Source organism: Micromonospora sp. A200 (genome assembly GCF_029893845.1).
Classification (GTDB): Bacteria; Actinomycetota; Actinomycetes; order Mycobacteriales; family Micromonosporaceae; genus Micromonospora; species Micromonospora purpureochromogenes.
In genome coordinates this window covers 84171-96460 of sequence record NZ_JARXXY010000016.1, presented here as the reverse complement: position 1 = coordinate 96460, position 12290 = coordinate 84171, and the positions used below count along the sequence as shown (strand labels likewise).

Sequence of the window (12290 nt, the reverse complement as noted above, 5' to 3'; positions counted from 1 at the left end):
GAGTCGCCCGGCCCCCGCCGACGTGGTGATCAAGAAGTTTGCGTCGGCTTGAGCCGGATTCCTGACGCAAACTTCTTGATCACCGAAGCGGACGGGCCGAGAGGCCGGCGGGGGGCGCGGCGGGCCCGGGGGGTCAGGCGGGGTCGGTGGGGGCGAGGAGGGCGGCGAGGCTGGCGGCGCGGAGCAGTTCGGCGCGGCGGCGGCGGTCGACCTCGCCGCCGAGGAACGGCGTGGAGTTCATCAGGCCGAAGGCGGCGTGGGCCAGCACCCGCGCCTCGCCGTCGGGCAGCCCCGGGTGCAGCGCGGTCAGCACGGTCACCCACTCCTCGACGTAGAGCCGCTGGAGCCGGCGGATCTTGCGGCGCGGCTCGTCGGGGAGCCGGTCCAGCTCGTGCAGGTGCAGCGCGATCACCGCCGGGTTGGCCAGCGCGAAGTCGACGTGGAAGTCGATCAGCGACTCCAGCGCGCCGCGCGGGTCGTCCGGGTGGCCGGCGGCCCGGTCCCGGCCGCCGGCGAGCAGCCCCTCGCTGACCGGGATCAGCGCGGCGACCAGCATCGCCTCCTTGCCGGCGAAGTGGTGGTACAGCGCCGGCCCGGTCACGCCCGCGGCGGCGCCGATGTCGTCCATCGACACGCCGTGGTAGCCGCGCGCGGCGAAGAGGCCGACCGCGATCTCCAGGATCTCGTCCCGACGGGACCGGCGTCGGCCCGCGCCCGTCGCGCCGTTCGCCCCGCCCCGCGCCTGCTGCTCCACCGCCACCGGGCAAGCCTAGACCGCGCGCCGGCCGTCGTGGAGGCTCGGTTACCGGTCGGTCGGTTCACCGCCCCCGCCGCCGGCCCACCGCGTGCGCCCCACCAGGCCACCCTGGCCGAGTCGGCACGGCCGGGCAACCCGGGCTGGTCGGCACGGCCGGACCAGGCCGGGTCGGCCGGGCCGGACCGGCCGGGACGACGCAGCGCGGACACCGCCGCCCGGGGCGGCGACCGCCGTCAGTTCTCCTCGATCCCGTGGTCGGCACGCAGCTTCGCCGCCTCGGCGGACCGGCCCAGCTCGTCGAGAGCCCGGGCGAGCAGCCAGGCCGCCTGGCCGGCCGGCCGGGAGCCGGGCGGCAGCCCGCCCAGCACCTCGCGGAGCAGGCGCTCCGCGTCGGCCGGCCGGTCACCGCGCAGCAGCAGGTCACCGGTGAGCAGTTCGACCTGCGCCGCCTCGCCGAACGCCTCGATCGACCGCAGCCGGTCGGCCACGCCGTCCAGCCGGTCCAGCGCCGCGACCGTACGGTCCTCGGCGGTCAGCACCCGGGCCACCGCCTCGGCCGCGAGGGCCCGCTCGTACGTCACCACGGGCGGCTCCTCGGGCAGCCCGGTGAGCGCCGCCGCGGCCTCGTCCACCACGTCGACGAGCGCCGAGGCGGCCGGCAGGTCACCGGACCAGAAGAGCGCCAGCAGCTGCCGCCGCCGGGCCCGCAGCTCGTCCAGCGGCAGCTCGGCCAGCCGGTACGCCGATGCCGACGCGGCGAACCGTTGCGCGGCCAGCGCGTCCCGGTCGGCGTCGTAGAGGATGCCGCCGGCCTCCTCCAGCACCTGCGCCCGGTGCGGGAGGTTGTCCGGGCTGTCCAGGTTCTCCGCGAGCTGTTCCAGCAGGGCGAGCGCCGGGTCGATCTCACCCAGGCCCTCGTAGACGCCGGCCAGCAGGTGCCGGCACCGGTCCGCCTCGGCCTGGGCACCGAGCCGGTCCAGCCCGAGCACCGCCTCCTCGGCCACCTCGGCGGCCTCGCTCAGCCGGCCGGCCACCCGGTAGGCGTTGGCCAGCTCCCACCGCAGGAAGGCGTCGCCCTCGGCGCCCTGCTCCACGCAGAGGGTCACCGCCTCGGCCAGGTCGTCCACCGCGTCGGCGGCCCGGTCGGCGGCGAGCAGCGCCCGGCCCCGGGCCACCCGGACCGCCAGCCGGGCGTCCGCCGGGGCGACCCGCAGCGCCTCGTCACAGGCGGCGACGGCCTCGGCCGGGTCGTCGGCCCAGCGGGCGTACGCCAGGCAGGCGGCGACGAGCATGCCGGCCGAACCCACGTCGCGGCTCAGCCGGCGGGCCCGCTCGGCGGCCTCGCCCATCTCCTCGCCCCGGTCCAGCTCCTCCAGGACGTGCGCGCGGTGCAGCGCCACCCGGGCCGCCAGCCACGGGTCGACGTCCGCCTCGGCGGCGGCCCGGTCGATCTCGTCGAGCGCGTCGCCCCAGCGCTGCCGGTGCACGTACGCCAGGGCCAGCCGGTCGTGCGCGGCGGCCCGCTCCCGCTGGTCGCCGTGCCGGTCGAGCTGCTCCGCCGACTCACGGGCCAGCGCCAGCCCCTCCTCGGCGCCCTCGTCGGTCATGCAGAGCAGCGCGCCGAGGCGCCCGGCCACCACCTGTGCGCGCACCGGGTCGGGCACCGCCCGCCAGGCGGCCAGCGCCACCCGGTTGGCCTCGATGGAGGCCGCCGGGTCACCGTCGTCGTTCAGCTCGCCTGCGCGCAGCTCCAGCCGCCGCGCCACGGTGGCCGCCGGCAGTTCGGCACCGCCGAACCGCTCGTCGTACGCCTTGAGGACGGTGGCGCAGTCGTCGGTGCGGTGGGTGCGCCAGCACTCGTCGGCGAGGGCGAGCAGTTCCTCTGCGCTCGCCCCGGCCGGCACCTGCACCGGCTCCGCCCCGGCCACGTCGGTTGGCGCCGGCTCGGGGGTGCGGGTCGGGCGGCGACGCAGGCTGGCCGAGAGCGGCAGGTGCTCCCCGACGGGCTGCGCGGCGAGCCGCCGGGCGACCACCTCCGACTGGTACGCCGTGCCGTTGCGCGCGTCGAACCGGGCGGCCAGCGCGGTCGCCGCGTCGGTCAGCTCGGCGGCGAGGCTGCCCACCGGCACCTCCCCGGCCGGCCGGTCGCCGAACGCCCGGCGGTGCACGGTCAACTCGCCCGGCACCTGCCGCAGCGCCGCCGCGGCGGTGGCGGCGAAGTGCATGGCCGCGGCCGGGGTGGGCGCCCGGTCCAGCCAGTCCAGGTGCCGCTCGACGAGTTCCAGGGCCCGGGCGTCGTTCCCGGTCAGGGTGCAGAACTCGACGTGGTCGGCGATCTCCCACAGGTCGGAGAGGTTCGATCGCAGCCGCCGGTACGCCTCCCGGTGGGCGTTCCGCGCGGCTTCCCCCCGCCCGCTACCCAGGTACGCCGGCAGCAGCGCGGTGAGGATCGCCTGCGGCTGCTCGGTGCAGCTGAGCCGGCCGGCGAGCACCGGCTCGGCCAGGGCCACCGCCTCGTCGTGCCGACCCACCTCGGACAGGTGGTGCACCTGGGTGGTCGGGTCGCAGCCGGCGCAGTCGGAGAGGGCGTCGCGTGGGGTGGTCATCCACCGGCGGTACCAGTCGGCCGCCTCGTCGTGCGCCCCGAGGTGCGACGCCACCAGGTAGCGGTGCTTGTACACGGCCTGGAGCGAGTGCCCGGTGTCCCGGTACCGCCGCTCCATGTCATCCAGCACCGCGTAGGTGCGGTCCAGCGGCAGCTCGGGGAACTTCAGCATGGCGCTGACCATGTACTTGAAGTGCCAGAGCAGCTGGTGGGCGAAGCGCTGGTGGTAGGGCTGCGGGTCCCGGTCGAACTCGGCGAGGCACCAGGAGAAGGTCACGAAGGACTTCGCCGGCTCGCCGCCGTAGACGTACGCGGTGGTGGCCTGCATCCGGGCGGCGAAGGCGAGGTGCCGGTCGTCGCCGGCGTCGGCCCGCCGGATCAGCTGTTCCAGCGCGGCGGTCTGCCCCGCCCCGTACGGCATGTTGTGGGCCTCGTGCAGCAGCCGCCACAGGTCGTCGTCGCTCACGGTCGGTTCACTCCCGTCCAGGTACGGCCCGGCCGAGCAGGCCGAGGAAGGAACTGTTCAGCAGGGCGGCGTCGGCCGCGCGGATGGGGTGGTGCCCGAGCAGCAGCGCCTGCCCGTAGAGCGCCTCGACGGCGAGCCCGACCAGCTCCGGGTCGGTCAGCGTGGTGACCCGGCGGACCAGCGGGTTGCGGTGGTTGAGCACCAGCTGCGGGCGGTCCGGCGGGGCGGCGGCGGCCAGCGCGTCCAGCACGCCGCCCCACAGCTCGTCGGCCTTCTCGCGACTGGCGGCGAGCTGGTCGTTGAACGCCGCCGAGCGGCTGACCAGGTAGAGCGCCGGCAGCGAGACCGGGTCGTACGCCCGGACCACCACCTCGCAGCCGAGCCGTTCCAGGGCCCGCTGGGCGCCGGTCAGGAACGGCCGCAGGGCCAACTCGACGTGCGGTTCGAGCGCGTCGAAGCGGGTGGTCAGATCGCTCGGCTCCAGCCGTTCGATCAGCACCGACCGGTCCACCGCGGGCAGCCGCTCGATCAGCTCGGTGTCGTACGTGTAGCCGCCGTTGACCACGGCCAGGTCCTGCGCCGCCGCGACGGCGGCGAGCTGGCGGAACTCGTCGAGGCTGGCGGCGTACCGGAGCAGGCCGTGGCGCTGCCGGAACTCGGCGAGGGTGAGCGTGCCGACGTTGGTCTCCATCGGCCACCACTGGTCGACCAGGCGCAGCATCTCGTCGTCGTGCAGGGCCAGCGCCTTGACCCCCAGGTGGTGCACCTGGAGGAACTCGGCGAGCCGGCGCGGGTCGTGCTTGGCCAGCCGGACCAGCCAGCCGCGCACCTGGTCGCCGAGGGCGTCCCGGGTGCCGGTGAGCAGGGTGTCCTCGTAGAGCGCCTCGCGGCTGGCGGTGGGCCGCAGCTCGCTGGCGTCCACCACGCAGTGGGCGAAGAAGGCCCAGTCCGGCAGCAGCCCGTCGGCGTGCTCGGTGAGCAGCATCCGCTTGAGGTAGACCCGGTGCCCGGCCCGCGCCGCCGGGTTCACCGGGGTGGGCAGGATGAAGGCCACCCCGGTCAGCCCGGCCTCCGGCACCGCCAGCGGCACCACGTCGAACGGGACGAAGCCGAGGGTCTCCTGCGCGTACCGGACCAGGGCCGCCCGGTCCAGCGGCGCGCCGGGGGCGGTCGGCCAGGGCGGCGGCCCGGCGGTGGTCGGGGTGTCGCCGACCCGCACGTCGACCGGCAGCAGGCTGCCGTAGAGGCGGGCCAGCTCGGTCACCGTCGGCACGCCGAGCCACTGGTCGGCGTCGCGGCGGGGCACCAGCGTGACCGTGGTGCCGGGCTCCGGCCGGGCCTGCTCGGGCGGGGCGAGCCGGACGGCGTACCGGCCGTCGGACCAGCCCGTCCAGAGCACGGTCGGCTGGTCGGCGTGCCGGGTGACCACCCGGATCTCGTCGGCGACCAGGAAACAGGAGAGCAGGCCGATGCCGAACTGGCCGAGGAACTCGTGCCGGGAGAAGCCCAGCTCGTCGCGCTTGGAGCTGCGGCCGATGGTGGCCAGCAGCTCGTGCACCTGCGCCTCGGTGAGGCCGACGCCGGTGTCGTGCACCCGCAGCGTGCCGTCGCCGGTCAGCTCCGGCGGCTCGATCCGTACCCGGGCGGGGGCGTCCGGTTCGGTGGCGCGGCGGGCGGTGATCGCGTCGACGGCGTTCTGGAGCAGTTCCCGGACGTACACCCGTGGGCTGCCGTAGAGGTGATGACTGAGCAGATCGACCACGCCACGGAGGTCGACCTGGAAGGTGCGGTCCACACGCTCTCCCCGGTCGGATTCGGCGCTCACCGTACCGGTGATCACCGACGCTGTCCGACCCGTGGTCGCCTTGACCCTCGACCCGGTCGAGAGGGCAGGGTCCGTCGGCATGACCGCCACCCCACTCGGCCGGGACTACCGGCTGCTCTGGTCCGCCGCCGTCTCCTCCCGGTTCGGCGACGCCCTGCGTACGCCGGCGCTGGCCCTGCTGGCCGCGACGCTGACCCGCGACCCCCGGGCGGTGGCCGTGGTGACCGTCGCGGGGCTACTCCCGCCGCTGCTGCTCGGCCTGCTCGGCGGCGTGTACGCCGACCGCTGGGACCGCCGCCGGACGATGGCGCTGGTGGACGGCCTGCGCGCGGTCGTGGTCGCCGCGCTGGCCGGGGCGGTGGTGGTGGACGGCGCCGGTGTGCCGGCGCTGGTGGCGACGGCGTTCCTGCTCGCCGCGCTCGGCGTCCTCTTCGACGCCGCCTCGTTCGCGCTGCTGCCCGCGCTGGTTCCCGCGCCGGCCCTGCCCGCCGCCAACGGCCGCCTCCAGGCCGGCACCGCGCTGGCCGGCGGCCTGCTCGGCGCCCCGCTCGCCGGGGTGCTGTTCGCGGTCTCGCCGAGCGTCCCGCTCACCGTGGACGCGGCCACCTTCGCCCTCGCCGCCCTGCTCACCCTCGCCCTGTCCCGGTCCGCCGCCGGCCCCGGTCGGCGTCGCGGCGCCCGGCCTGGCAGCGCCCAGTCGGCACCCGGTCCCGGTCGACGGGGCACCGCCGCCGGCCCGGACGGGCGCGAGGGCCGCCGCGAGCGCGGCAGCACGGGGCGCTCGGTGTGGCGGGAGGCCGCGGACGGGGTGCGGTGGCTGCGGGGTGAGCCGACGATGTGGCGGATCACCCTGCTCAGCGCGGGGACGAACCTGGCGATCAGCGCGCTGATGGCGGTGCTGGTGCTCTACGCGCTGGACGTGCTGCGGGTGCCGCCGGCCGGGTACGGGCTGTTCATGGCGGCGGTCGTGCTCGGCGGGCTGGCCGGGGCGCTCGGGGCGGGGCGGCTGGCCGCCCGGCTCGGCACCACCCCCGCGTTGCGCGCGGTGCTCCTCGCGCAGACCGTCGCCCTGGCCGGGTTCGCGCTGGCCCGGCACCCGGTGCCGGCCGGGCTCGCGCTGGCCGTCTTCGCGGGTGGGAGCACGGTGTGGAACAGCCTGTGGGCGGCGTACGGGCAGGGTCGGGTGCCGACCGCGCTGCTCGGTCGGGTGGGTGCCACCCAGCGGATGGCCGCACTGCTCACCGCGCCGGTCGGCGCGTCGCTCGCCGGGCTGGCCGGGGCGGCGTACGGGGTGGGCCCGGTGGTCGGGGCGGCGGCGGTGGTCTTCGCGCTGGTCACGCTCGCGGCGTGGCGGGCACTGCGGCCGGCCGCGCCGGCACCGGACGACGCCCCGCCGCCCACCACCGTCGGGACAGCAGCCCGGCCAGGGCCGCCCCGGTCGCGTTGAGCAGCACGTCGTCGACGGAGGTGACCCGGCCGAGGTCCAGCGCGTACTGGGCGGACTCGACCAGCGCGGAGGCGGCGGCACCGAGCAGGAAGAGCCGGCCGACGCCGGCGAGGGCGGCGGAGCGTACCGGGGCGAGGAAGCCCAGCGCGGCGAAGACCAGCAGGTTGCCGACCACCTGGACCACGACGGTGGCCGGTGGGCCGGCCGCGACGAGATCGACGAGGTCGACCAGCGGCACCAGCTTCACCTCGCCGGGCGCGGCGCGCGGCGTGAGGATCATCCACACCCAGGGCAGCGTCCCGGCGACCATGCCCACCTCGGCGGCGCTGCGCCGCCACGCCTCCCGGCGGGTCGGCGCGGCGCGGGCCCGGGCCAGCAGCGCGACCAGCAGCACCGTCACCGGCACCGCGACCAGCGTGGCGAGCAGCACGTCGCCCCACTCCCGCCACACCTGCGTCATCGGGGCAGCCTAGCCGGGACGCTGGGCCAGTCCGGAGAGGCGCAGCGCCAGCCGCCGACGGACGGTGGGCGCGCCGGCGACGGCGCGGAGCACCAGGTCGCGCAGCGGGCGGGCGACCGGCGGAACGGTGGCGAGCCGGGTCAGCCGGTCGGCGAAGCCGGCGACCTCCTCGGCCAGCGGTCGGCGCGCGGCCGAGTAGTCGTCGAGCAGGGTGTCGGGTCCGCCGGCGACCACGTCGGCGAGGGTGCCGCCGAGGGCGACCGCGTCGCAGATCCCGAGGTTCATCCCCTGCCCGCCGGCCGGGCTGTGCACGTGCGCGGCGTCGCCGGCCAGCAGCACCGGGCCGGCGCGGTAGGTGTCGGCGACCCGGTGGTGGATCCGGAACCGGGAACTCCAGATCACGTCGGTGACCCGGTCCGGCCGTCGGGCCGGCCCCCGCTCGTCGAGCAGCGCCTGGAAGTAGGCGGCGTCCGGCGCGCACGGGGCCTGGGCGACCGAGGCGACCACCCGGACCACCCCGTCCGGCAGCGGCGCCCAGACCAGCGGCCCCGGCCGGGCCAGGAAGAGCGCGATCTCGTCGCGGGGCAGCACGCTGCGCACCCGCACGTCGGCGAGGACGAACGACTCGCCGCGGCCGGCCGGTCCGCCGAAGCCGATCCCGGCCAGCTCGCGCACGGTGCTGTGCATGCCGTCCGCGCCGATCACCCACCGGGCGTGGACGCGGCCGCCGTCGGCGAACCCGACCACCGCGCCGGCGTCGTCGCGGTCCAGGCTGCTCACCTCGTACGGCCGGTGGACCCGGCCGCCGAGCGCGGTGAGCCGGTCGGTCAGCACGGCCTCGGTGACCGCCTGGGAGACCAGCAGCGCGTACGGGTAGCGGCTCGGCAGGTCGTCGAAGCCGACGCCGAACAGCACCCGGTCGCGGTCGCGGACGGTGAACCGGTGCGACGCCGCTCCCCGGGCCACCAGCGGCGCGGCGGCTTCGATCCGGTCCAGCATCTCCAGGGTGTACGCGTGCACGACGGCGGCCCGGGAGGTGACCGGCGGTTGCGCGGCGCGGTCGACCACGGTCACGTCCACCCCCCGCTGGGCGAGGGTGGCCGCGACGGTCAGGCCGGTCGGCCCGGCCCCCACCACCAGGACGTCGGTGCGCTCGGGCAACATGGCCCACCTCCTATGTCAACAAGTGTTTGCCAACGCTTGTAGGCAAGGCTAGGCCGGGTCGGAGCGCCGTGTCAACGCTTGTTGGCATAGAGTCGGGGGCATGACCGCCGCAACCCCCGCCCGCCGCTCGGACGCCACCCGCGCCGCGATCCTGCGCGCCGCCCGGGAACGGTTCGCCGCCGACGGATACGAGCGCGCCACCATCCGCGCCATCGCCGCCGACGCCCGGATCGACCCGTCGATGGTGATGCGCTACTACGGCAACAAGGAGGGACTCTTCGCGGCGGCGGCCGAGTTCGACCTGCGGCTGCCGGATCTGGCCGACGTGCCGACCGGGCAGCTCGGCGAGGTTCTGGTCCGGCACTTCCTGGACCGCTGGGAGGGCGACGAGACGCTCGCCGCCCTGCTCCGGGCGGCCAGCACCAACCCGGGTGCCGCCGAGCGGATCCGCGGCATCTTCGCCGACCAGCTCGGCGCGGTCGTGGCCCGGTTCGGCACCGACCCGGCGACCACCGCCCGCCGCGCCGGCCTGGTGGCCAGCCAGATCCTCGGCCTGGCCTTCACCCGCTACATCGTCGGCCTGCCGCCCATGGTGGACGCGGCGCCGGCCGAGCTGGTCGGCTGGGTCGGCCCCACCCTCCAGCGCTACCTGACCGGGACGGCCCCGGACGGGCGTACCCCGTGACGACGACGGCCGTGGTCACCCAGCGGTGACCACGGCCGTCGGTGCGGCGGGTGGGATCAGCCGGCGATGCCGCCCGGCTGGTCGCCCTTGGCGACGGGCGCCCGGACCAGGTTGCCCCACTCGGTCCACGAGCCGTCGTAGTTGCGCACCTGCGGGTAGCCGAGCAGGTGCCGCAGCACGAACCAGGTGTGGCTGGACCGCTCACCGATCCGGCAGTACGCCACCACGTCGTCCGACGGGCTCAGCCCGAGCTGGTCGGCGTAGATGGCGCGCAGCTCGTCCGCGGACTTGAAGGTGCCGTCCTCGTTGGCGGCGGACTTCCACGGCTTGTTGACCGCGCCCGGGATGTGCCCGCCGCGCAGCGCGCCCTCCTGCGGGTAGTCCGGCATGTGCAGCATCTCGCCGGTGTACTCGCCGGGCGACCGGACGTCCACCAGCGGCCGGCCGGCGGCCACGTGCGCCATCACCTGCTCGCGGTACGCCCGGATCGGCGTGTCGTCGCGCTGCGGCACCGGGTACTCGGCCCGGGGACGGGTCACCTTCTCCCGGGTCAGCTCCCGCCCCTCGGCGATCCACTTCTGCCGGCCGCCGTCGAGCAGCCGTACGTCCGGGTGACCGAAGAGCGAGAAGACCCAGAGCGCGTACGCGGCCCACCAGTTGAAGTTGTCGCCGTAGAAGACCACCGTGTCGCCGCGGCCGATGCCCTTGGCGGCGCACAGCTCGGCGAAGCTCTTCGCGTCGAGGTAGTCCCGGGTCACCTGGTCGTTCAGCTCGGTGTGCCAGTCGACCTTGACGGCGCCCGGGATGTGACCGGTGTCGTAGAGCAGCACGTCCTCGTCGGACTCCACCACGACGAGGCCCTCGTCGCCCAGGTGCTCGGCCAGCCACTCCGTGGTGACCAGGCGCTGCGGATCGGCGTACGACTGGAGGCGGGGATTCGGATCGCTCGGCACAGGCATGATCTCCAAGGTACGCCGGATCCCGGCACGGCGGCCGGCCATCGGAAATCGGGTGCAGCGGATGTGACCGCCGGCACGTGACAGGGACGAACCCGCCGACCACAGAGGATCGACATGACCGTACGGCCGGACACCGGGCCGACCCGGGCCGTCACGCCACCCGTGGACTTCACCGGCCTCTACGAGGGCCACTTCCACCGGATCGCGGTGCAGTTGCACGCGTACCTGGGGGACGGGGCGGAGGCGCAGGACCTCACCCAGGAGGCGTTCTGCCGACTGCTCGAACGCTGGGACCGGGTCAGCGGGTACGACGACCCGTCCGCCTGGGTGCGCCGGGTCGCATGGAACCTGGCGACCAGCCGGCTGCGTCGGATGCGTACCGCCGTCCGGCACCTGGCCCGGCAGCGCGAGGAGTACGTACCCGGGCCGGAACCCGACCGGGTGGCGCTGACCCGGGCGCTGGCCACCCTGCCCGCCACGCAGCGGCGGGCGATCGTGCTGCACCACCTGGCCCAGCTGAGCGTCCGGGAGATCGCCGAGCAGGTCGGTGCGGCGGAGGGCACCGTCCGCTCCTGGCTCTCCCGGGGACGCGCCGCGCTGGCCACCCACCTCACCGAGCGGCAGGAGGCCCACGATGCGTGAGACCGCCCTGGACGAGATGTTCGCCGAGTTCGAGGCGGACGCGCTGACCACCTTCCGGCCCCCGGGCGTCGCGGCGGCCCAACGCCGGGTACGCGCCCGCCGACGTCGGCGGCGTGGCCTGCTGGCCGGGCTCGTCGCCCTGCTCGTGGGCGCTCCGACGGGCGCACTCGCCGTCGCCGGGCGCGACGACCGGCCGCCCACGCCACCAACGCCCACCCCGGGCCGGCTCACCGAGCGGAAGGTGGTGGTGCCGGGAGCGGCCGGCGCGCTGGTCGACCTACGGTTCGTCGACGCGCGGCACGGTTGGGCTCTCTTCGACACCTGCACCCGGGAGGCGCCGACCGACTGCCGGCGGACGCTCGGGCGGACCACCGACGGCGGGGCGACCTGGCAGGGCGCAGCGCTGCCGGTGGGCGACGGCGGAGCCCAGTTGATGCCGGTGGACGAGCGGACGCTCGCCGTCGCGACGGGCGGCAGATTCCTGGTGACCACGGACGGCGGTAAGACCTTCACCAGCCGTCCGGGCGGGCCACCGTACCGGGACGCCTGGTCGGTTGCGGAGACGCCCAGCGGCTTCCGGCTGGCCTGCCCGGCTGAGCAGGAGGCGCGCGGCGAGGACTGCGACCGGTTCCACCTCGCCCGACTCGGCCGCGTACCGGTCCGGACGCAGCCGCCGCTGGCCCTCGACACGAACACCCGGGTCGATCTGGTCGAGGGCGGCGACGGCCGGCTCTGGTTGGCCAGCCTCAGGGACGGGCAGGCGACCGTCGTGGTCTCCGCCGACGGGGCGGCGACCTGGCGGAAGCTGCCTCCCCTCACCGCCTCGGCGACCCTCACCGTGTCACCCGACGGGGGTGACGCCTGGCTCGTGGACGATCGGCGGGGTGCCGTCTGGCGGTTGGTCGGTGACCAGTGGCAGCCGCGACCGGGGATGCCACATGCCCCCGTCAACGGCGGGTTCGCCGCTGCTGGCGACGGTGCCATCTTCGCCAACAGCCACGGGCGGGTCGGCTTCTGGGTGGACGGCGGCTATGTAGACCAGCCGGCGCTGCGGGACGCCCTCGCCCACAGCGGCAGCAGCGTGGTGCAGGTGGGGAGGCTGACCGACGGCACGCTCGTGCTCCAGGGCGACGGCGTCTGGCGGATCGTCGGCGTCGGCTCGGGCGTCGACCGCACCTGGACCTGGTTCTCCTGATCCGGCCCCGGCTCGGTCGACAACCGTCGACCCGTCGGCACCGACGCCTGGTCCTGGCGCCCGGAGCAGTCCACGCTCCGGCGCG

General features: G+C 75.9%; 10 protein-coding genes. 4 read left to right on the top strand and 6 right to left on the bottom strand.

Annotated features, from left to right (window positions below; genetic code table 11):
- Positions 1-133 precede the first annotated feature (133 nt).
- From M2302_RS17370 to M2302_RS17360, 3 genes are all read right to left on the bottom strand, one after another.
- Positions 134-760 carry a TetR/AcrR family transcriptional regulator gene (locus tag M2302_RS17370; RefSeq protein ID WP_088959622.1) on the bottom strand — a complete coding sequence of 209 codons (627 nt, stop codon included), beginning with the start codon at positions 758-760 and terminating at the stop codon, positions 134-136.
- Between the two features lie 230 nt (positions 761-990).
- Entirely contained in the window at positions 991-3828 is a 2838-nt protein-coding gene (locus M2302_RS17365) for a hypothetical protein (protein WP_280838918.1), read from the bottom strand.
- Between the two features lie 7 nt (positions 3829-3835).
- Positions 3836-5623 carry an HSP90 family protein gene (locus tag M2302_RS17360; protein WP_280838917.1) on the bottom strand — a complete coding sequence of 596 codons (1788 nt, stop codon included), beginning with the start codon at positions 5621-5623 and terminating at the stop codon, positions 3836-3838.
- Positions 5624-5732: 109 nt separating this feature from the next.
- On the opposite strand from M2302_RS17360, the gene M2302_RS17355 reads away from it, so the two are divergent.
- On the top strand, positions 5733-7100 hold the full coding sequence (locus tag M2302_RS17355) for an MFS transporter (protein WP_280838916.1): 1368 nt from the start codon (positions 5733-5735) through the stop codon (positions 7098-7100).
- Here the strand turns inward: M2302_RS17355 and M2302_RS17350 are convergent.
- Positions 6988-7560 carry a VanZ family protein gene (locus tag M2302_RS17350; RefSeq protein WP_280838915.1) on the bottom strand — a complete coding sequence of 191 codons (573 nt, stop codon included), beginning with the start codon at positions 7558-7560 and terminating at the stop codon, positions 6988-6990. The two genes, M2302_RS17355 and M2302_RS17350, sit on opposite strands and share 113 nt — an antisense overlap.
- Positions 7561-7569: 9 nt before the next feature.
- A complete protein-coding gene (locus M2302_RS17345; RefSeq protein ID WP_280838914.1) occupies positions 7570-8724 on the bottom strand; it encodes an FAD-dependent oxidoreductase in 1155 nt (384 codons plus the stop codon).
- Between the two features lie 100 nt (positions 8725-8824).
- On the opposite strand from M2302_RS17345, the gene M2302_RS17340 reads away from it, so the two are divergent.
- Positions 8825-9409: a TetR family transcriptional regulator gene (locus M2302_RS17340; protein ID WP_280838913.1), complete on the top strand. Its 585-nt coding sequence runs from the start codon at positions 8825-8827 to the stop codon at positions 9407-9409.
- A 56-nt stretch (positions 9410-9465) separates the two neighbouring features.
- On the opposite strand, the gene M2302_RS17335 is transcribed toward M2302_RS17340, so the two are convergent.
- Positions 9466-10368 carry a sulfurtransferase gene (locus M2302_RS17335; protein WP_280838912.1) on the bottom strand — a complete coding sequence of 301 codons (903 nt, stop codon included), beginning with the start codon at positions 10366-10368 and terminating at the stop codon, positions 9466-9468.
- Positions 10369-10482: 114 nt separating this feature from the next.
- Here M2302_RS17335 and M2302_RS17330 point away from each other — a divergent pair, with 114 nt between their 5' ends.
- The gene (locus M2302_RS17330) at positions 10483-11010 is read left to right on the top strand and encodes a sigma-70 family RNA polymerase sigma factor (RefSeq protein ID WP_280838911.1); all 528 of its coding nucleotides are present in this window, start codon (positions 10483-10485) and stop codon (positions 11008-11010) included.
- Positions 11003-12205 (top strand): hypothetical protein, encoded by a 1203-nt coding sequence (locus M2302_RS17325; RefSeq protein WP_280838910.1) that lies wholly within the window; start codon positions 11003-11005, stop codon positions 12203-12205. Before M2302_RS17330 ends, M2302_RS17325 begins: the two co-directional genes overlap by 8 nt.
- Positions 12206-12290: the final 85 nt, after the last annotated feature.